Origin of the sequence: Enterococcus sp. DIV1758, assembly GCF_051711985.1 — a bacterium.
GTDB lineage: Bacteria > Bacillota > Bacilli > Lactobacillales > Enterococcaceae > Enterococcus > Enterococcus faecalis.
In genome coordinates this window covers 1,852,514-1,873,901 of sequence record NZ_JBIOOA010000001.1, presented here as the reverse complement: position 1 = coordinate 1,873,901, position 21,388 = coordinate 1,852,514, and the positions used below count along the sequence as shown (strand labels likewise).

Annotated in this window: 11 protein-coding genes; 6 read left to right on the top strand and 5 right to left on the bottom strand. The window is 36.8% G+C overall.

Features of this window, described 5'->3' with window-relative positions; translation table 11 throughout:
- Nucleotides 1-86 precede the first annotated feature (86 nt).
- Nucleotides 87-458 (top strand): DoxX family protein, encoded by a 372-nt coding sequence (locus IGJ52_RS09070; protein ID WP_002368998.1) that lies wholly within the window; start codon nucleotides 87-89, stop codon nucleotides 456-458.
- Between the two features lie 271 nt (nucleotides 459-729).
- Nucleotides 730-3,336 carry an ATP-dependent chaperone ClpB gene (gene clpB / locus IGJ52_RS09065; RefSeq protein ID WP_438792045.1) on the top strand — a complete coding sequence of 869 codons (2,607 nt, stop codon included), beginning with the start codon at nucleotides 730-732 and terminating at the stop codon, nucleotides 3,334-3,336.
- A 34-nt stretch (nucleotides 3,337-3,370) separates the two neighbouring features.
- On the opposite strand, the gene IGJ52_RS09060 is transcribed toward clpB, so the two are convergent.
- The 3 genes from IGJ52_RS09060 to IGJ52_RS09050 form a co-directional block, all read right to left on the bottom strand.
- The gene (locus tag IGJ52_RS09060) at nucleotides 3,371-5,194 is read right to left on the bottom strand and encodes a hypothetical protein (RefSeq protein ID WP_438792044.1); all 1,824 of its coding nucleotides are present in this window, start codon (nucleotides 5,192-5,194) and stop codon (nucleotides 3,371-3,373) included.
- Nucleotides 5,195-5,404: 210 nt separating this feature from the next.
- A complete protein-coding gene (locus IGJ52_RS09055; protein ID WP_438792043.1) occupies nucleotides 5,405-5,881 on the bottom strand; it encodes a nucleoside 2-deoxyribosyltransferase in 477 nt (158 codons plus the stop codon).
- A 23-nt stretch (nucleotides 5,882-5,904) separates the two neighbouring features.
- Nucleotides 5,905-7,125: a GNAT family N-acetyltransferase gene (locus IGJ52_RS09050; RefSeq protein WP_002356813.1), complete on the bottom strand. Its 1,221-nt coding sequence runs from the start codon at nucleotides 7,123-7,125 to the stop codon at nucleotides 5,905-5,907.
- 246 nt (nucleotides 7,126-7,371) lie between these two features.
- On the opposite strand from IGJ52_RS09050, the gene lepA reads away from it, so the two are divergent.
- Nucleotides 7,372-9,207 (top strand): translation elongation factor 4, encoded by a 1,836-nt coding sequence (gene lepA, locus IGJ52_RS09045; RefSeq protein ID WP_002362155.1) that lies wholly within the window; start codon nucleotides 7,372-7,374, stop codon nucleotides 9,205-9,207.
- 468 nt (nucleotides 9,208-9,675) lie between these two features.
- On the top strand, nucleotides 9,676-10,680 hold the full coding sequence (gene trpS, locus IGJ52_RS09040) for a tryptophan--tRNA ligase (RefSeq protein WP_002356846.1): 1,005 nt from the start codon (nucleotides 9,676-9,678) through the stop codon (nucleotides 10,678-10,680).
- Nucleotides 10,681-10,733: 53 nt separating this feature from the next.
- Here the strand turns inward: trpS and IGJ52_RS09035 are convergent, their stop codons facing one another.
- Nucleotides 10,734-12,512, bottom strand: a complete 1,779-nt coding sequence (locus IGJ52_RS09035; protein WP_438792042.1) for an ABC transporter ATP-binding protein — start codon at nucleotides 12,510-12,512, stop codon at nucleotides 10,734-10,736.
- 52 nt (nucleotides 12,513-12,564) lie between these two features.
- Nucleotides 12,565-14,292: an ABC transporter ATP-binding protein gene (locus IGJ52_RS09030; protein ID WP_438792041.1), complete on the bottom strand. Its 1,728-nt coding sequence runs from the start codon at nucleotides 14,290-14,292 to the stop codon at nucleotides 12,565-12,567.
- Nucleotides 14,293-14,358: 66 nt separating this feature from the next.
- Between IGJ52_RS09030 and IGJ52_RS09025 the strand changes: the two genes are divergently transcribed.
- Both IGJ52_RS09025 and IGJ52_RS09020 read left to right on the top strand, forming a co-directional pair.
- Nucleotides 14,359-15,174, top strand: a complete 816-nt coding sequence (locus IGJ52_RS09025) for a MerR family transcriptional regulator (protein WP_002395516.1) — start codon at nucleotides 14,359-14,361, stop codon at nucleotides 15,172-15,174.
- A gap of 475 nt (nucleotides 15,175-15,649) precedes the next feature.
- The gene (locus IGJ52_RS09020; protein ID WP_438792040.1) at nucleotides 15,650-21,364 is read left to right on the top strand and encodes an isopeptide-forming domain-containing fimbrial protein; all 5,715 of its coding nucleotides are present in this window, start codon (nucleotides 15,650-15,652) and stop codon (nucleotides 21,362-21,364) included.
- Nucleotides 21,365-21,388: the final 24 nt, after the last annotated feature.

Sequence of the window (21,388 nt, the reverse complement as noted above, 5' to 3'; positions counted from 1 at the left end):
TTTTTATATACTTTTTTCGATTTATCCTTTATAATGTAACTTCGATAGTTACATTAACTATTAAATGCAAACAAAGGAGGAGAAGTATGGATAAACAACAACGAGGCATTCAAGTGATTAGAATTTGGCTAGGGGTGACGATGCTAATTCATGGAGTGATGAAAGTAACGTCATTGGAAGATACTTTAGCGTTTTTTGCTAGTATTGGTTTGCCAAGTCTTTTTGTTTATGGTGTAGCAGCAATTGAATTAATTGGCGGATTATTTATGATTATTGGCTTTTTAATTCCATTGGTATCAGTAGGATTCATAGCAGTTTTAGTCGGAGCTATTTTTTCTTTTGGTTTGGCAAGTGGTTTTAGTGGTTATGAGTACGAATTATTTTTAGCAATAACCAGTTTGGCTATTTTGATTAGCCATGCCGATAAAAAGTATCTTACGTTAAAACTCTATTTTTAATAAATCAAAGCAATAAAGAGTTGGTCAAACTAGTTGTGATTGCGAAAAAAGCCCTAAAACAGTGATAGTTAGCTGTTTTAGGTTTTTTTTATCCGGAAGGTCAAAAAAGGTCAATTTTATTATTGACCTTTACTGACCAATAGGGTATAATAAATTTATAAGGTTTACAAATACCTTAACTTTTGAAGAAATCCATCAAAAGTCGGATAATAATAATTGTAAAGAATGTTAAAATAAAAAAAGACAAAACAATAAACGGGAGGGATCGTTTATGAATATTGAAAAAATGACAACAACGCTACAAGAGGCGATTGCTGAAGCTCAAAAAGTTGCGGTGACACGGCAACATCAAGAAATTGATATCGCACATTTATGGAAAATTTTTCTTCAACCAAACCATTTTGGGCGTAATTTTTACACAGATGCGGGTTTAGATGTTGACGCATTTGAACGAGAAGTAGATAACGCGTTAGATGAATATCCAAGTGTGGCAGGCGGTAATGTGCAATATGGTCAAAATTTAAGTCAAAATTTGTTCCATTTATTGCAAGAAGCTGATTCACTTCGAGAAGAATTCCAAGATGAATTTTTATCAACCGAAATTGTACTTTTAGCTTTAATGAAATTGAAAAATTATCGTTTAACAAAATATTTAATGCAACAAGGCATTACAGAAAAAGAGTTAAGAAAAAATATTGAAGAGGTGAGAGGAGGAGATCGTGTGACTTCTCAAAACCAGGAAGAACAATATAAAGCACTAGAAAAATACGGTGTTGACTTAGTACAACAAGTAAAAGCAGGAAAACAAGATCCAATCATTGGTCGTGACGAAGAAATTCGTGACGTTATTCGGATTTTATCAAGAAAAACTAAAAATAATCCAGTCTTAATTGGTGAACCAGGTGTTGGTAAAACAGCGATTGTTGAAGGATTAGCACAACGAATCGTTCGTAAAGATGTTCCCGAAAACTTAAAAGATAAAACTATTTTTTCTTTAGACATGGGCGCCTTAATTGCGGGAGCAAAATTCCGTGGCGAATTTGAAGAACGGTTAAAAGCTGTTTTAAAAGAAGTGAAAAAAAGTGATGGCAAAATCATTTTATTCATTGATGAAATTCATAATATCGTCGGAGCTGGTAAAACAGAAGGCAGTATGGACGCCGGGAATTTATTAAAACCGATGCTAGCACGTGGTGAATTGCATTTAATCGGTGCCACAACGCTTGATGAATATCGCCAATATATGGAAAAAGATAAAGCCTTAGAACGTCGTTTCCAAAAAGTATTAGTCAAAGAACCAACAGTAGAAGATACAATTTCTATTTTGCGTGGCTTAAAAGAACGATTTGAAATTCACCACGGCGTGAATATTCATGACAATGCTTTAGTTGCTGCCGCTACTTTATCCGATCGCTATATTACTGATCGTTTCTTACCAGATAAAGCGATTGACTTAGTCGATGAAGCAAGTGCAACGATTCGAGTAGAAATGAATTCGATGCCAACAGAGCTCGATCAAGTAACACGTCGGTTAATGCAACTAGAAATTGAAGAAGCGGCCTTGAAAAAAGAATCAGATGATGCAAGTAAAAAACGGTTAGCCAACTTGCAAGAAGAATTAGCAGATTTGCGTGAAGAAGCCAACTCAATGAAAATGCAATGGGAAACGGAAAAAGAAGAAGTTAATGCGGTTTCCAACAAACGTGCAGAGATTGATAAAGCAAAACACGAATTAGAAGATGCTGAAAATAATTATGATTTAGAACGAGCGGCTGTTTTGCGTCATGGAACAATTCCACAATTAGAACATGAATTGAAAGAATTGGAAGAAAAGAACGCTAAAGATAACGTCAAAATGGTACAAGAATCGGTTACTGAAAACGAAATTGCGCAAGTGGTCGGTCGTTTAACCGGCATTCCTGTGACAAAATTAGTTGAAGGCGAACGAGAAAAATTAATGAAACTGAATGAAACATTACACAAACGTGTGATTGGTCAAGATGAAGCCGTGGATGCTGTTAGTGATGCGGTGATTCGTTCAAGAGCAGGCTTACAAGATCCAAATCGCCCACTTGGTTCGTTCCTTTTCTTAGGACCAACTGGTGTTGGTAAAACAGAACTTGCTAAAGCTTTAGCTGAAGATTTGTTTGATTCTGAAGATCATATGGTACGGATTGACATGAGTGAATACATGGAAAAACATGCCGTGTCTCGTTTGGTTGGTGCCCCTCCAGGCTATATTGGTTATGAAGAAGGTGGCCAGTTAACAGAAGCTGTTCGTCGAAATCCATATACAATTGTCTTATTAGACGAAATTGAAAAAGCGCACCCAGATGTCTTTAATATCTTATTACAAGTTTTAGATGATGGTCGTTTGACAGATTCTAAAGGTCGGGTCGTTGATTTTAAAAATACAGTTTTAATTATGACAAGCAACATCGGTTCTCAGCTTTTACTGGAAGGTGTGACACCTGAAGGAACAATTCCAGAAGAAGTTGAAAGTCAAGTCATGAATATTCTAAAAGGACACTTTAAACCAGAGTTCTTAAACAGAATTGATGATACCATTTTATTCACACCATTAAGCTTGGATAATGTGAAAGGAATCATTGGTAAAATGACCGCACAACTTGCTCATCGTTTAGAGCAACAAGAAATTGTGTTGGAAATCACTGATGAAGCTAAAACATGGATTGCTGAAAATGGGTATGAGCCAGCTTATGGAGCTCGTCCGTTAAAACGTTTCATTACTCGTGAAGTCGAAACACCATTAGCAAAAGAAATTGTTTCTGGACGAGTAATGCCAAAAACAAAAGTCACGATTAGTCTATTAGACAATCAATTAGTTTTTGAAAATGAACCAATAGAAGAAGTATAAAAAAAGAACGAGCGAATTCGCTCGTTCTTTTTTTCTAGTGAAGTTTATACGTGTTATTTTCTACTTTAGTTAAATTATTACGTTTAATGTATTCCAAGATTTTAGGATCATCTTTCACTACAACTAAGTAATCCTTACCCTTAATCTTTTCATTAAAAGTAGAAGAATCGTTTAAATCGTAAATCACAGAAGATTTTTTATTAAATAATTTATATCGTAAGAAGAAACCTGAGTAACCAGCATCATTTTTGCTAGCTGGTGAATAGACAGCATATGAATGTGAAGTGTCTCTGTCTTTTAAAGTATTTTTTGAATTAGGTAAGGCTTGCTCTATGTGTTCGCGTAAGCTATTTGGATAACGATTACTTAAAAAGATTGATGAGTAATCAGATATTCGAACAAATATAACACAGGAGAACAATAGCGTTAATGACAACAAGGAAGTCATGATGATTTTATAATTGTCTGTTTTAGCAATATAACACAGCAGTTGCACAATAATAAAAGCAATCAGGAAGTTAAAAATACTTCCAGCATAACGATCAAAACTCCCTAAGTTTAAAGCTTCTGGAGTCGGCATAGAAAGAAGATACATCGCCCATAAAATACACATATAACCTAAAAATAAAACCAAACTACTGATAATTTGTAGCTTTAATGTTTTAATCGGAATAGCAGTTTTTTTATTAAGATAGAAGGCAATCCCTAGTGCGATTATAATAAAAAGTAACAATTCGTATAGAAAATTTGAACTTGTAAAGGAGAACATTCTAAGTAAAAATCGTTTACTTATTTCAACAATATCTGAGAAACTTTTTTCTGAAAATATTTTTTTATAGTAAGCAATACTCATATCATGCTTCCCAGACATTCCATCTGGATATACATATTTTGTATGGCGTAGCCAAAGAAAAAAAGAAATCCATGGCGTTAGTAAGACTAATAAAAATTGGAACAGTTCTTTTTTTGTACAACGTTCTTTCCCTAAGACATAGCAATTCCAAAAACTTATAAATAAAAATATAGTATTTAATCCAATGAAAATAACTCCGCTATTTTTCACTAGTAAAAGGCTAATCATTAACGGACTTGACAGGATTAAGCCGCGTTTGAAATCATGATAATAATAAAAAATAATATTCATGGTTGCCGTTCCCAAAAGCAGCAATAGATTGTCTACCAAAAGATCCATTAGAGAAGTTGGGCCTTTAAACAAGTAAAATGAAAAAACAGCCAAAAAGAATACGAGTAGTTTTTTTACATTTTTATTTTGTTTTTGCGAAAAGTTGGTAGAAAAAATATTTTTCCAATTAAAGATGGTCGTTATGGAAGCTAAAATTAATAATATTTGTGCAAAAATAGCATTACTTTCTGTGACGCCTACTAATTTAATAAAATAATAAATAAAAACAGCCGATCCTGTTGGATAAGAAGTAAACATTATGACATCCGTTTTAAAACTAGGAAAGCTATTTGTCAGAGACATTGATTTAACAATTAAAGCCCAATGTGAAAAATTATCGTAATGCATGAATAGTCTGTTTCGACTAACAAGAAAGAAAATAAAACTAAATAACAGGAAAAAAAGTATACCTGGCGATAATAGATCTTTTAAAGATTGCCGAATACTTTTATTTTTCCAAAAATCAAACAACAATAAGAATATACCACTGAAAATAATAATAAGTATCATGACTTTTAGAATATTAAGAAGGCCGCCTAAAAACATAGCTACAATTATTGAAGAGAAAATAATAATAGGAATAAAGTCACGTGGCACTTCTTTTTTTCTTAGATATATGCCGTAACCGACAAAGCTTAAAATAAAAGCAGTTATGCCAATAATAAAACGAAACATGTATAAACCCCCAAATGTAAAATGTAAAATCATAACTATTATAGCTTAAAATATCCTTTATACATAGACAATTAATTTAAAATAATATATTTGTCTCTTAATTTAATTTTTGAAAGTAAGCAATAAAAAAGTAAGGATTAGAAAGAAAAAACGCAAAAGTTAGACTATTATGCTAACTTCTGTGTTTTTTCTTTCTCCCTATATCTACTTTTACAATCGTTGCTTAATTTCTTCCAACAAATCCTCTTCTGAAGAAACTACCCGACCATTCAATTTAATCAAACCAACTGTGTAAAGGTTTAAATAATGGAATTGATTTTCAGCGATTTCGTTCAAAGCATCAAGCTTTTGGTGATTATCAGCACCTTGTTGGCGGCTGTCTGTGTAAAGGGCAACCACTGGGATTCCTTTGGCATAAGCAACACCAATTTCGGAAGCTACGCCCGCATCAATGGTTGGACCGTCTAATAAAGCAACAAATAAATCGCTAGCAAGGACCTTTTCTGTATCTGCTAAGGCAATCATTTTACTATCGGCATAAGCAGATTTGTCGTTAATCGCCGCATTTTCTTGTGGTAAATAAAGATCGATTGTTTTATCCAATTGTCGAATTTGTTCGACTAAATAGGCATTATAACGTAAGTCAGCTTGCGAAAATAAAGGTCCTGCAAAATAAATTTTTGTCATTTGTCTGTCTCCAATCCAAGGTTTTAGAAATAATCACTGAAATAAGCTTCTTGGTCAGGAAAAATCCGTTCCAAAGAATTTAAAGTTTCTTTATCTGTATCAATGCGCTCAATTCGATGTAAGTACGAAGGGCGTCGGTAATTCATGACTAAACAAGTTAGTGTTTGAATATCTAAGTGAACGGCGGTGCCTAAAGGTTCATCCGTAATGGTTACTTGATCATTTTCATCCCAAATTAAGCCAAAAATACCATTGTTCCACTCAGCGACAGGATCTTTAACGACAAAATGGAAGGGCTTAGCCGTACTTTCAAAAGGAAAGTTTTCTAAAAAGGCTTTGACATCGACAATTCGAGCCATATAATAGGGCTCAATGCTTTCTTTAATTTGGCTATCTTCTAAAAGAAAAGCTAATGGTTCGTTTTTATAGATATCGCCCTTGACCCAATAAACCATCGAAAAATGCGCAGTAATAAAATTCCACAAGCCATTTCGGGCTTCTTGGTTCAAGTAAAACATTTCCTTAATATGAAATACCTCATCGGCCACCCAATAGAAAAGTACTCCTAAAGGTTCTTGATTGGCACCATAATAGACAGCAGCAGTCCGTTCTTCCTCGTTTTCGAAACGCCAATATTCTTCCCAGTTGAAGGCACTACGAATGAGCGCGCCGTGATTTTGACGAGCGAATCGCGCATAGACATCAAAGACATCTGGGTGATCGACAGCTAACCGTTCAATCATTCCTGGAACGGGAACAGTTTTTGGTAATTGCGTATCCCGAATTTTAAAAGATAACTTGTCGGACATGATTTCCCAACCTTTACGTCGATAATAAGGAATGTTGTAAGGGAAAAGATAAGAAATCCACTGTTTATCTTGGCGCATTTCTTCTAATGCTGTTTGAATCAAGTCTTTCATTAAACCGTGGTTGGCATATTCAGGATAGGTACCGACACCAGTAACGCCGCCCATTTTATACAAAGCACCATGGATATTGACTTCGCATGGATAGATAGCAATTTGTGAAATTAATTGATTTTCGTGAAACCAGCCAAATACTTTTGAAAGTTCTAAAATCGGTTGTTTTGATTTGATAAATGCGCGTTTGTTTTCAAAACCACTTTCTTCAATATCTGCTTCAGTCACTTGAAAAACATAGGAAAGAAGTTCATTAAATTGATCAATGTGTTCTTCCTCAACAGGCTTTAAGGTCAGTTGCTTTCGAAATTCTTGTTCATCCATTTTTCCATCTCCAATAAATTTACTGTTTTTAGTATACCAAATTTTTCGAAACTCTGTTAGCCTTTCGAAACCAAAAGAATAAAAGGGAAGTGCTTTAAATCTTCTTCAAAAATTGGTATAATGAAAAGTGCTGATTATCCTAGACCTTTAAACATGATAATTTGATAAAAAAGGCAACTAAAATATAACAATTGATTGATGAAGCTAGCAGGGAGCTAGCTTTTCTTAAAAGAAATGAGGCAAAAAATGAACAATAAAGAAATGAAAGCAAGACAAGAGAAAATTCGTAATTTCTCGATCATTGCCCACATTGACCATGGGAAGTCAACTTTAGCCGACCGGATTTTGGAAAAAACAAATACAGTTAGCAGTCGAGAAATGCAAGATCAATTACTTGATTCAATGGATTTAGAGAGAGAACGCGGCATTACCATCAAATTAAACGCAATTGAATTAAACTATACAGCCAAAGATGGTGAAACCTATACTTTCCATTTGATTGACACACCAGGGCACGTCGATTTCACCTACGAAGTTTCTCGTAGCTTGGCAGCTTGTGAAGGGGCTGTTCTAGTTGTTGATGCGGCGCAAGGAATTGAAGCGCAAACGCTAGCAAATGTCTATTTGGCATTGGATAATGACTTAGAAATTTTACCTGTTATTAATAAAATTGATTTACCCGCCGCTGATCCAGAGCGTGTTCGGACAGAGATTGAAGACGTAATTGGAATTGATGCATCGGAAGCTGTTTTAGCAAGTGCAAAAGCAGGGATTGGGATTGAAGATATTTTAGAACAAGTGGTGGAGTATGTACCAGCTCCATCAGGCGATATTGAGGCTCCTTTAAAGGCTTTGATTTTTGACTCTATTTACGATAGTTATCGGGGGGTCGTTTTAAACATCCGTGTAATTGACGGTGTCGTTCGTCCTGGGGATAAAATCCAAATGATGAGTAACGGTAAAACGTTTGATGTAACAGAAGTCGGCGTTTTTTCACCGAAACCAATTGCTCGTGATTATTTAATGGTTGGTGATGTGGGCTATATCACCGCTAGCATTAAAACGGTTCAAGATACACGGGTCGGGGATACAGTGACTTTGGCCGACAATCCAGCAGCAGAAGCACTACCAGGCTACCGCAAAATGAATCCAATGGTTTATTGTGGCTTATATCCAATTGATACGTCGCGCTACAACGATTTACGGGAAGCATTAGAAAAATTACAATTAAATGATGCGGCGTTACAATTTGAACCGGAAACATCGCAAGCTTTAGGGTTTGGTTTCCGTTGTGGTTTTTTAGGTTTGCTGCACATGGATGTTGTTCAGGAACGTTTGGAACGAGAATTTAATTTAGAGTTAATTACAACAGCACCGTCCGTAATTTATCATGTTAATAAAACAGACGGAACAACCGTTGTTGTTGATAACCCAGCTGAATTTCCAGAACCAGTAACGATTGAATCTGTGGAAGAACCTTATGTTAAAGCGCAAATCATGGTGCCAAACGATTATGTAGGAGCAGTAATGGAATTATCACAACGTAAACGTGGCGAATTCATTACAATGGATTACTTAGACGATTATCGTGTAAACGTAGTTTATGAAATTCCGTTATCTGAAATCGTGTTTGACTTTTTCGATAAATTGAAATCAAGTACAAAAGGCTATGCATCCTTAGATTACGAAATGGCTGGCTATCGTACCAGCCGCCTAGTGAAAATGGATATTCTATTAAATGCTGAAAAAGTGGATGCGTTAAGCTTTATTGTTCACCGAGATTTCGCATTTGAGCGTGGTAAAGCGATTGTTGAGAAACTGAAAAAACTAATTCCACGTCAACAGTTTGAAGTCCCAGTTCAAGCGGCGATTGGTCAAAAAATTGTGGCTCGTTCAGATATTAAAGCCTTACGCAAAAACGTACTGGCTAAATGCTATGGTGGCGATGTTTCTCGTAAACGTAAATTGTTAGAGAAACAAAAAGAAGGGAAGAAACGGATGAAACAAATTGGATCCGTGGAAGTTCCTCAAGAAGCCTTTATGGCGGTTCTGAAAATGGATGAAGATGATCAGAAAAAATAAACAGAAAAGAGCCTGGGACAAAAATCACTTTGGATTTTTGCTCCAGGCTAAAAACCTGATAAACGGCAGGAACAGAACCAACACTACGCGTTGCTCCGATCTCAACAACTTCTAAGGTGTTTTCTCGACATGCGTCTCGTCACAGTACAGCCTTCAAAAGAGCTACAGCTCTAAGAGTTGCGATGTTTCACTGTGAAGCATGAACAGATGAAATCATCGTACCTACTTGGTGAAGGTCCTTCGGAAATAAGCCGAAATTGACTTTCTCACACAAGTGTTCGGCGTATCTTAATCCTTCCAAGTGTTGAGAATCACGAAGAACGTAGTGATTCGATGATGCACAATACCTACTTGGTCTCCAAAAATTAAAGAGCAATTTTCGGAAATTTCTTCTTATTTCTCGGAGCTAAACGGTTCTGTCCCGACCTCTTTTCTAAACTACTTAAAAACGATAAAGGTGTGTAGACAATGAATACTATCTTAACAGGTGATCGTCCAACTGGTAAATTACACCTAGGACATTACGTAGGTTCCTTAAAAAAACGAGTAGAAATGCAAGCAGACCCTACAAATCAATTATTTGTCATGATTGCAGATTTACAAGCATTGACAGATAATGCAAAAAATCCCGAAAAAGTTTCAGCCAATGTTTTAGAAGTTGCTTTGGACTATTTAGCAGTTGGTTTAGACCCTACGAAAACAACAATTTTTATTCAATCGCAAATTCCACAGTTAGCTGAATTAACAATGTACTATCTAAATTTAGTGACCACGTCACGTGTTCGTCGGAATCCAACGGTCAAAGCAGAAATTGAGCAAAAAAAATTTGGCGAGGGTGTTCCGACAGGATTCTTTATTTATCCCGTTTCACAAGCTGCTGATATTACTGCCTTTCAAGCGAACTTAGTCCCAGTTGGGGAAGACCAAAAACCAATGTTGGAACAAGCGCAAGAAATTGTGCATAGTTTTAATCAGACGTACGGTGAAGTTTTAGTTAGACCGGAAGCTGTGTTACCACCAAAAGGCATGGGACGCTTGCCAGGAATTGATGGCAACGGAAAAATGAGTAAGTCTTTAGGTAATGGTATTTATCTTTCAGATCCAGCTGAAGTGGTTCAGAAAAAAGTAATGAGTATGTATACCGATCCAAATCATATTCGTATAGAGGACCCAGGACAAGTTGAAGGAAATATGGTCTTTACTTACTTGGATGTCTTTGGGAAAGAGAAAGAATATATTGAAGAATTAAAAGAGCACTATCGTCATGGCGGTTTAGGAGATGTGAAAATTAAACGTTACTTAATTGATGTCCTAGAAGAAGAACTCGCACCGATTCGTCGACGTCGTGAAGAGCTGGCTAAAAATCCAGAAGCGATTATGGAAATGTTGCATAAAGGAAGTCTTGCTGCTGAAAAAGTGGCAGCACAAACCTTAACAGAAGTCAAAAAAGCAATGGGAATTCAATACTTCTAAGCAATAAAAGAACTGGAACAAGTCAAAAGAAGAATGACTTGTTCCAGTTCTTTTTAAGTGGTTTGAAATTGACTATTATATAAGCTGGCGTAAAGAGTCGGAGCTTGTAATAGTTCCTGATGCGTTCCTTTTTCAATAATATCGCCATTTTTCATCACTAAAATTAAATCAGCATTTTCAATCGTGGATAATCGATGAGCGATAACGAAGCTTGTTCGATTTTCTGTGACAGTTTCCATCGCTTTTTGAATATGGGCTTCTGTTCGTGTGTCCACACTCGAAGTTGCTTCATCGAGAATAACAACGGGCGGATTTGCTAAAATGATTCGGGCGATGGTTAATAACTGTTGTTGCCCTTGTGATAATGCACCATTTTCGCTAGAAATAATTGTGTCATATCCTTGAGGAAGGGTCCGAATAAAATAATCACATTGAGCAATTTTAGCCGCTTCAATTATTTCTTCACGAGAAGCGTCTTTTTTTCCATAGGCAATATTATCTGCTACGGTTCCTTCAAATAGCCAAGTGTTTTGTAATACCATGCCAAATAAATTTCTTAGATTTTGTCGAGAAAGTTTCGTAATATCAATCCCATCAAAAGTAATGGCGCCTTGATTTATTTCATAGAAACGCATCAATAAGTTGACTAATGTTGTTTTACCAGCGCCGGTGGGTCCCACAATGGCCACTGTTTTTTTCGGTTGAACAGAAAAATCAACATTCTTCATTAAAATTTTTTCTGGTGTGTAGCCAAATTGAACATTTTTAAATTCAATGGCTCCTTTAGGAGAAGAAATAGTTTCTAAATGAGTTGCTTCTGGCTGTTCATCAGCTTCATCTAAGATAACAAAAATCCGATCAATGGAAGCCATCGCTGCTTGAATTGAGTTAATGACATAAGAAGCGGTAGAAATCGGCTCAGAAATTTGGTTGATATATTGCAAATACGCTTGCAAGAAACCAATCGTAATACCACCAGATAAAACGAGCATTGCGCCTAAGATAGCACTAATAATAAAAGCCAACTGATTAATAAAACGAATAGCTGGATAAATCGCAAAATTTAGAAACTGTGCTTTTTTAAAGGCACGATAATGTTGTTGATTAACAGCAGCAATTGTTTTTTCAGCATTTTGCTGTTGATTAAAGGTTTTTGTGACCAAATTTCCTGCTAAATATTCTTCCATTTTATTATTTAATTGACCTAATTCAGCTTGACTTTGATCAGCAAACACCTTGTTTTTATTCGCAATTTTTGTCGTCATGAAAGTACTACCGCCAATTAGTAGCAACACTAAAATAGTTAATTTTGCATCAATATAGAACAACATAATTCCTGCAAAAAGGATAGTCACGACGGAAGTGAAAAATTGGTTGATGCCTGTTAAAAGAACTTGTGACAATTGGTTTAAGCCAGTTGTTGAACGACTAATGATATCGCCCACTTGGTGATTGTCAAAGAAGGCCATTGGTAAAGTTTTAAACTTTTTTGTCACTTCTTTTCTAATTCTTAAAGTAACCCGTTCGCTTAAAGAAGCCATTGCTCGTTCCTGGATAAAAGAAGTGATACTACTAATGATTGAAAAGAGAATTAAAAGTAAGACGGGACCTAAGAGTGCTTCTTCAACTAAAGGAAGTGTCATGCCTTTGAGCCCGACACGCTTGATCGCTTCTAAGAGGTTATCAATCCCGATTGCCATAATATAGGTCATGGCAACAATTAATAAGTTTCCAATTAAACTGCAGATCATTAGACCATAAAAGATTGGATGCTCAGGTTTAATCATTTTCCAGAAACGTTTAAAGCTTTGAAGATTCATTGTTTTTTTCATTGTATGGCTTGAAAAGAAAACTTTCTTTCAAGCAGTCACATCCTTTCTTTAATTACTTGGGTAAGATACCTTGCGATTTAGCAAAGTCTTGGTAATAGCTATTAGTGGTAAGTAAATCAGCGTGGGTGCCTTGACCAACAATCCTTCCTTCATCTAGGACGATAATATTGTCAGCGTTCATGATTGTACTTAACCGTTGAGCAACAATGAGTAAAGTTTTGTCCGCCATTTGTGCATGTAAAGCGGCACGTAGAGCGGCATCAGTTTTGTAATCTAATGCAGAAAAGCTATCATCGAAAATATAAACGTCTGCCGGTTTGATTAAGGCTCGCGCAATACACATTCTTTGTTTTTGACCACCAGAATAGTTGGCCCCGCCTTGTGCTACGAAACTTACAATCCCTTGTGGTAAGGAATCGATAAATTCAGAAGATTGTGAAATTTCTAGTGCCGTTCTTATTTCTTCTGTAGTTGCTTTGGCATTTCCCATTAATAAGTTTGATAAGATTGTCCCACTGAAAAGAAAGGCTTTTTGTGGCACATAACTGATGATTTGGCGAATCGTTTGCTGAGATAATGAGCGGATATCTGTGCCAGAATAGCTAATCGTGCCGGCTGTGACCTCATTTATTCGTAAAAGTAACTTAACTAAAGTACTTTTACCAGCGCCAGTTGCCCCAACAATCGCCGTTGTTTTTCCTTTAGGGATGACAAAACTAACATTTTCTAAAACAGGATCAGCTGTTTCTGTGTATTGAAACGTGACGTGATCGAAGCAAATCAAGGCTTTCTCAGGATGATAAGCAATGGTTGCTTCAGTATGAGGATCGCTAATTTCAATTTCTTCTGACAAAACTTCTTGCAAGCGATTCAAGGAAGCAACGGACCGTGGAATGACAACTAATACCATAGCCGCGATCATTAAGTAGGCCAAAGTTAGAAGCGTATATTCAATCACAGCTGTAACGGTGCCAATTTGTAGGGTGCCTACCGCCACTAAATTACCGCCAAACCACAAAATAGAGGCATACACAACGCCCATTAATAAAAAGGCAACAGGAGTAATCCAAGCAAAGATTCGATTCACTTTACTCATGCGTTCAGCATAATTTTTAAATGTTTGATTGGTTCGCTGCTCTTCAAAGTCTTGATTATTGAACGCACGAATCATATTAATTCCAGTAAAGAACTCTCGTAAAGTCGTAGTAATTCGATCCATTTTTGGTTGAATTTTTAAAGATAAAGGGGTGCCTTTTTTCATTAAAAAATAAACAACGACTAAGTAAAATACGATGGAAGCCAATGTTACCCAAGCGAGTGAAACTGAATAAGAAAATGTCATCACTAAGGCAAATAAACTAATAATAGGCGCTGGAAAGATTAATTGGCAAAACAGCACAATCATTGTTTGAACATTATCTACATCGTTGGTCATTCTAGTTAGCAAAGAATTTGAACCAAATTTATCAACATTTTTCATCGAGAATTGTTGAAATTTTTTAAAGAACAATCCTCTAACTTGAAAACCAAATTTAGCAGCTACTAAAGCAGACAAATAGCTAGAAATAATTGCGGCAATTGTTCCAATGAATGCCATAAGAAACATTTGTATGCCAATCGTTTTAATTACTTGTTGGTCACCGCTAACGATGCCCACATCAATCAACTTGCCAACTAATTTAGGGACGCCAAGGGTTCCTGCGATTTGCAAACAGATGGTTAAAGTTGTCGCAAGAACAATCCATTTATTTTCTTTAATAAACTCTTTCATTAATTTCATGAAATTTCCTCCTTAAACAATACCGTTTTAGCTGTTACAAAGAGTCATTGTACACGTTCAAGTAACTTGAATGTCAACAGTAGAAATGCTAAACTTTTTGATGGAGGGAACAGTATGGAAAAAAATTACACAATAAAAGATGTTTCTGAGTTGTTAAATATCCCTAAGTCCACGATTCGTTATTGGGACGAGCAAGGGTTGATTAGTACAACACGCAATGAAGAAAACGGATATCGAACCTTTGATTTAGAAGATTTGTTCAAAATATATGATATTGATTTTTATCGAAAAATGGGGATTCCTATCAAAGATATGTTGAATTTGTATAAAAAGACTCCTACCGATCTCTATGCCACCATGGAAGCAACAGAAGAACAACTGGGGCAAGAAATAAAAAGGCTTCAGCATAAATACAAAGAAATCAAGAAAAGAAAATTACATTTACATGCGTTAATTGATTTAGAAACATTGGTTTTTTCAGATGAACCAATTCCTTTTGATAAAATTGTTGTTGTTGATATTGAGGATCCAGAAGAGATGAAAGTTTACATGGAACACATTTCAACTTTAGGTATTTACGGGGATTTAAGTGAATCCAATGAACTGACGTATGGGATTTGTTTGGCAAATCATGTGAATAAAAAAAGTTTAGACAAAGTGATTTGGCTCAAAGAACCAAGTAGCCAATACAAAGGCTTTATTTTAAAAGTCAATACACAAGATACCCGTTTGAATAATATCGAAGAAGTAAAAAAGCGTTTAGCAAAACAAGGATTTGAAACAGGCATCGTTGTCGGAGAGCATATCTTGACACAACTAGAAGAGGAAAATCAATATATTGAATATTATTATGGTTGGATTGAAATTTTAGGGGAAAAGTAAAACAATTTAAAAAAAAGAAACTAGTAATAGCAAATGTAGCTAAGCTAGTTTCTTTTTTTGGTAAATGTAATGAAAATTACATGAAAAAATTTTTAGTTTTTAAAACAATTTAGAACGAATGTTATTAAAGGGAAAACAATAAAAAAATTACTCTTAAAGCTAGAACTTACCTATATTTGTATTTTTTTAGGGAAAGTCAATATATTTGCTTCATATAAAACGTGTTATTTAATTCGTAATTTTTTGTTGAAATATCGGGTTTTTTTCTTTTTTTAGCCAATATAATGTGTTACTTTTTGATTATAAGGAGAAACGGAAAATCGTACGTTAAAAAAAGTTGTTGTAGCTAAATAAAGAAAGAATTGAAGGTTGAAAAGTATTTTATGGAGGTGGATATTGAGAAACAATGAGTAATTGTAAAAGTTGTTTGAAGATGATTTGTTTAAGTAAATGAAAAGAACGAAGGAGAATGTAAATGAATAAAGCGGTTAAAAATTTTGTGAGTTACCTTATGATTACCATGCTGTTTATTTTAAATTTGTTACCAATGATGAACGCATTTGCTCAAGAAGTAACGAGTGATGCTGAGAATACTGTTGAAAAAGACGGGCTCAAAGTAATAGGGAAAATAGAAGATACATCGTCTCAAGAAGATATTAAAACGGTCACTTACGAAATAACAAATACACGAGATGTACCAATCAAAAATCTCATTTTAAAACAAAAAAATAACAATGATAGTCCAATCAAATTTGTATTAGATACTTTAAGCGAAGAGCGAGGACCTACGTCTTTAGAAGAACAAGCAAAGGTTGAAACAAATGAGAAAGATCAAACAACCGATATTAAACTGCTTAACCTTCAACCAAATTCGACAAGAAAGATTACCATAAATGGGCAAATAACTACAAAAGCGTCGAGCAAGTTATTGGTCAGCGTACTAATAGAAGATAATGAAAAAGGGACACTAGTAATTGATTTACCTAGTAAAGATATGCTAGCAGATAAAGAGTTTGTTTCGAAGGAAAAACAGGAAACTTCAGAAACAAAAGTAGAAAATCAGGCAAGCGAAACAGCCTCTTCTACAAATGAAATGACCGCAACTACTAGTAACGAAACAAAGCCTGAAGCAGGAAAGGCGACAGAAAGTATTCAAGAGACAGCACTAACGCAGGCTACCGAAAGTCCTGAGCAACCTCCATTAAAGGCGCAACCTACTGGTCCGTTAGTGCCACCAACACCTGGTCGGGGGTTTAATACACCGATTTATCAAAGCGTTCATAGAGGAGAACTTTTTTCAACGGGAAATACCAACTTAAAAATTGCGAATGAAAATACGGGGGCTGCGCAAACATTTTTAAACACACGAGGAGCAAGTAGTGGTTATGCAATTAACAATTTTCCTTTAGAATTTGCAGATGTTGACAATGATCCAAATACGTATAACTCTAGTCGGGCTTATATTGATTTAAATGGTGCAAAAGAGATTGCTTGGGCGGGCTTATTTTGGAGTGCCTCTAGATATAAAGGCCCTGCTTACGGAACAAATCTTTCTGATGAAGAAATTAGTGCACCAGTTCAATTTACAACACCAAATGGAACCGTACAGCGTGTTTCGCCCCAAAGGTACCATCGTATCGATCAAGATGCAACAAACCCAGGACAACGTTTCGGATACAATAATACTGGATTTTCTAATTATGCAGATGTAACTTCAATTTTACAAGGGGATAAAAGTGCGACAGGAAGTTATACGTTAGCAGATATTCCTATGACAAGTAGTTTAAATGGTCAATATCAATATTATAACTTTAGTGGTTGGAGTTTGTTTGTTGTTACAAAGGATCAGGCAAGTAAGTCAAGAGCTTTTAGTATTTACTATGGAGCACGTGGCAATGCTGCTGGAACTAATAATGAATTTACTATGAGCAACTTTTTAACAGCAAAACAAGGAAAGCTTGATCCAATTGTGACCTGGTTTACTGTTCAAGGAGATAAATACTGGACTGGAGACAACGCACAAATTAAAAATAGCGCAGGAACTTGGGTAAATATTTCGAACACGCTCAATCCAGTTAACAATGCTATGAACGCAACTGTGACAGATAACGATGAACATATGGTAGACAAGTATCCAGGGAAATTTGCGCCGGATCATCCTAATTTTTTAGATATTGATATCGATCGTATGGCAATTCCCGAAGGTGTTTTAAATGCTGGACAAAACCAAATTAATTTTAGAACAACAAGTAGTGGTGACGATTATTCTACGAATGCGATTGGTTTTGCTGTAAACGCAGAAACACCTGAATTTGAAATTAAGAAAGAAATTGTGGAACCAAAAGAAACTTACAAAGTTGGTGAAACAATCACGTATCGTGTCTCACTAAAAAATACAAAAGCTGATTCAGAAGCGATAAATTCAGTTTCGAAGGATGCACTAGATGGTCGCTTAAATTATTTGCCAGGCTCTTTAAAAATTATTAGTGGACCAAATTCTGGTGAAAAAACGGATGCTTCAGGCGATGATCAAGCAGAATATGATGCAACCAATAAACAAATTATAGTCCGTGTTGGCAATGGTGCAACTGCTACACAAGGAGGTAGCTACAAAGCTGATACAGCTGAAACAATTTACGAATTTAAAGCGCAGATAAATGAACGAGCAAAAGCAAATGAATTAGTGCCTAATAGCGCAACCGTTGAGGCAGTAGATATTTTAACATCTGCAAAAGTCAACGAAACTTCTAATATAGTAGAAGCAAAAATTGCGGACGAACAAGTAACTGGCAAATTAACCGCAACAAAAACCGTTAATAACGACAAACCCAAACTAGGGGAAGCAATCGAATACACCATTAGCTTCCGCAACACTGTCGAAAATGGCGTCTTAAACAAAGTGGTTATCACAGACCAACTACCAAAAGGACTAACGTATGTCAAAGATAGCCTAACAAGTGTCGGTGATGAACCCAAGCCAACCAGCTTGAAAGAAGCCAACGGCATAATCACGGCGGAATACCCAAGTATCACTGATACAAAAGAGCGGAGTATTCGCTTCAAAGTGATTGTTAATGAAGAAGCCAAAGCGGGCGAAACAATTCTTAACAAAGCCAAAGTAGATGACACAGTTAATCCGCCCGAAGAACCAGAGGTGCCTGTGGTACCAGAAGCGAAAGCAGGCAAACTAGCCGCTACAAAAACCGTTAATAACGCTAAACCAAAACTAGGGGAAGCAATCGAATACACCATCAGCTTCCGCAACACCATCGAAAATGGCGTCCTAAACAAAGTAGTTATCACAGACCAACTACCCAAAGGACTGACGTATGTCAAAGATAGTCTAACAAGTGTCGGCGATGAACCAAAACCGATCAGCTTGAAAGAAGCCAACGGCACAATCACAGCGGAATACCCAAGTATCACCGATACGAAAGAGCGGAGTATTCGTTTCAAAGTGATTGTTAACGAAGAAGCCAAAGCGGGCGAAACAATTCTTAACAAAGCCAAAGTAGATGACACAGTTAATCCGCCCGAAGAACCAGAGGTGCCTGTGGTACCAGAAGCGAAAGCAGGCAAACTAGCCGCTACAAAAACCGTTAATAACGCTAAACCAAAACTAGGGGAAGAAATCGAGTACACAATCAGCTTCCGCAACACCATCGAAAATGGCGTCCTAAACAAAGTAGTTATCACAGACCAACTACCCAAAGGACTGACATATGTCAAAGATAGCCTAACAAGTGTCGGCGATGAACCAAAACCGATCAGCTTGAAAGAAGCCAACGGCACAATCACAGCGGAATACCCAAGTATCACCGATACGAAAGAGCGGAGTATTCGTTTCAAAGTGATTGTTAACGAAGAAGCCAAAGCGGGCGAAACAATTCTTAACAAAGCCAAAGTAGATGACACAGTTAATCCGCCCGAAGAACCAGAGGTGCCTGTGGTACCAGAAGCGAAAGCAGGCAAACTAGCCGCTACAAAAACCGTTAATAACGCTAAACCAAAACTAGGAGAAGCAATCGAATACACCATCAGTTTCCGCAATACCATCGAAAACGGCGTCCTAAACAAAGTGGTTATCACAGACCAACTACCAAAAGGACTAACGTATGTCAAAGATAGCCTAACAAGTGTCGGTGATGAACCAAAACCAACCAGCTTGAAAGAAGCCAACGGCACAATCACAGCGGAATACCCAAGTCTCACCGATACGAAAGAACGGAGTATTCGCTTCAAAGTGATCGTTAACGAAGAAGCGAAGGCAGGCGAAACAATTCTCAACAAAGCCAAAGTAGATGACACAGTTAATCCGCCCGAAGAACCAGAGGTGCCGGTGGTACCAGAAGCGAAAGAAGGCAAACTAACCGCTACAAAAACCGTTAATAACGCTAAACCAAAACTAGGCGAAACTATCGAGTACACCATTAGCTTCCGCAACACTGTCGAAAATGGCGTCCTAAACAAAGTGGTTATCACAGACCAACTACCAAAAGGACTGACATATGTCAAAGATAGCCTAACAAGTGTCGGCGATGAACCAAAGCCAACCAGCTTGAAAGAAACCAACGGCATAATCACGGCGGAATACCCAAGTATCACTGATACAAAAGAGCGGAGTATTCGCTTCAAAGTGATTGTTAATGAAGAAGCCAAAGCGGGCGAAACAATTCTCAACAAAGCCAAAGTAGATGACACAGTTAATCCGCCCGAAGAACCAGAGGTACCCATTACACCCGAAGAACCAATCACACCTCGAATAAAAGAAGGCAAACTAACCGCAACAAAAACCGTTAATAACGCCAAACCAAAACTAGGGGAAGCAATCGAATACACCATTAGCTTCCGCAACACTGTCGAAAATGGCGTCTTAAACAAAGTAGTTATCACAGACCAACTACCAAAAGGACTGACGTATGTCAAAGATAGCCTAACAAGTGTCGGCGATGAACCAAAACCAACCAGCTTGAAAGAAGCCAACGGCACAATCACAGCGGAATACCCAAGTATCACCGATACGAAAGAGCGGAGTATTCGTTTCAAAGTGATCGTTAACGAAGAAGCCAAAGCAGGCGAAACAATTCTCAACAAAGCCAAAGTAGATGACACAGTTAATCCACCCGAAGAACCAGAGGTGCCTGTGGTACCAGAAACGAACGCAGGCAAACTAACCGCAACAAAAACCGTTAATAACGCTAAACCAAAACTAGGAGAAGCAATCGAATACACCATCAGTTTCCGCAATACCATCGAAAACGGCGTCCTAAACAAAGTAGTTATCACAGACCAACTGCCAAAAGGACTGACATATGTCAAAGATAGCCTAACAAGTGTCGGCGATGAACCAAAACCAACCAGCTTGAAAGAAGCCAACGGCACAATCACAGCGGAATACCCAAGTATCACTGATACAAAAGAGCGGAGTATTCGCTTCAAAGTGATTGTTAATGAAGAAGCCAAAGCGGGCGAAACAATTCTCAACAAAGCCAAAGTAGATGACACAGTTAATCCGCCCGAAGAACCAGAGGTACCCATTACACCCGAAGAACCAATCACACCTCGAATAAAAGAAGGCAAACTAACCGCAACAAAAACCGTTAATAACGCCAAACCAAAACTAGGGGAAGCAATCGAATACACCATTAGCTTCCGCAACACTGTCGAAAATGGCGTCTTAAACAAAGTGGTTATCACAGACCAACTACCAAAAGGACTAACGTATGTCAAAGATAGCCTAACAAGTGTCGGTGATGAACCCAAGCCAACCAGCTTGAAAGAAGCCAACGGCACAATCACAGCGGAATACCCAAGTATCACCGATACGAAAGAGCGGAGTATTCGTTTCAAAGTGATCGTTAACGAAGAAGCCAAAGCAGGCGAAACAATTCTCAACAAAGCCAAAGTAGATGACACAGTTAATCCGCCCGAAGAACCAGAGGTGCCTATTACACCCGAAGAACCAGCGAAAAATAAAAAGGAAACAAAAAAAGTTGTTACAGACCAGAACAAACCTACAAAAAATAGTAAAAATGAAATTACCATAAACAAGAAAGAAACGTCTAAATCATCCTATTTACCAAAAACAGGAGAAAAAGTCCAAAAAATATTTGCATATCTGGGTGTAGGACTGATCTTAATTGTATTAATTCTCTATGTTATAAAGAGAAACAAAGAAAAAGAAGAGTAAACAAAATCGATTGTTTTAGAACGA

Excerpts from the sequence above, each read along its gene's own strand:
- IGJ52_RS09030 (WP_438792041.1), bottom strand. The coding sequence starts at position 14,292 with ATGAAATTAATGAAAGAGTTTATTAAAGAAAATAAATGGATTGTTCTT.
- IGJ52_RS09055 (WP_438792043.1), bottom strand. The coding sequence starts at position 5,881 with ATGACAAAAATTTATTTTGCAGGACCTTTATTTTCGCAAGCTGACTTA.
- IGJ52_RS09050 (WP_002356813.1), bottom strand. The coding sequence starts at position 7,125 with ATGGATGAACAAGAATTTCGAAAGCAACTGACCTTAAAGCCTGTTGAG.
- IGJ52_RS09060 (WP_438792044.1), bottom strand. The coding sequence starts at position 5,194 with ATGTTTCGTTTTATTATTGGCATAACTGCTTTTATTTTAAGCTTTGTC.
- trpS (WP_002356846.1), top strand. The coding sequence starts at position 9,676 with ATGAATACTATCTTAACAGGTGATCGTCCAACTGGTAAATTACACCTA.
- IGJ52_RS09070 (WP_002368998.1), top strand. The coding sequence starts at position 87 with ATGGATAAACAACAACGAGGCATTCAAGTGATTAGAATTTGGCTAGGG.
- lepA (WP_002362155.1), top strand. The coding sequence starts at position 7,372 with ATGAACAATAAAGAAATGAAAGCAAGACAAGAGAAAATTCGTAATTTC.
- IGJ52_RS09035 (WP_438792042.1), bottom strand. The coding sequence starts at position 12,512 with ATGAAAAAAACAATGAATCTTCAAAGCTTTAAACGTTTCTGGAAAATG.
- IGJ52_RS09020 (WP_438792040.1), top strand. The coding sequence starts at position 15,650 with ATGAATAAAGCGGTTAAAAATTTTGTGAGTTACCTTATGATTACCATG.
- clpB (WP_438792045.1), top strand. The coding sequence starts at position 730 with ATGAATATTGAAAAAATGACAACAACGCTACAAGAGGCGATTGCTGAA.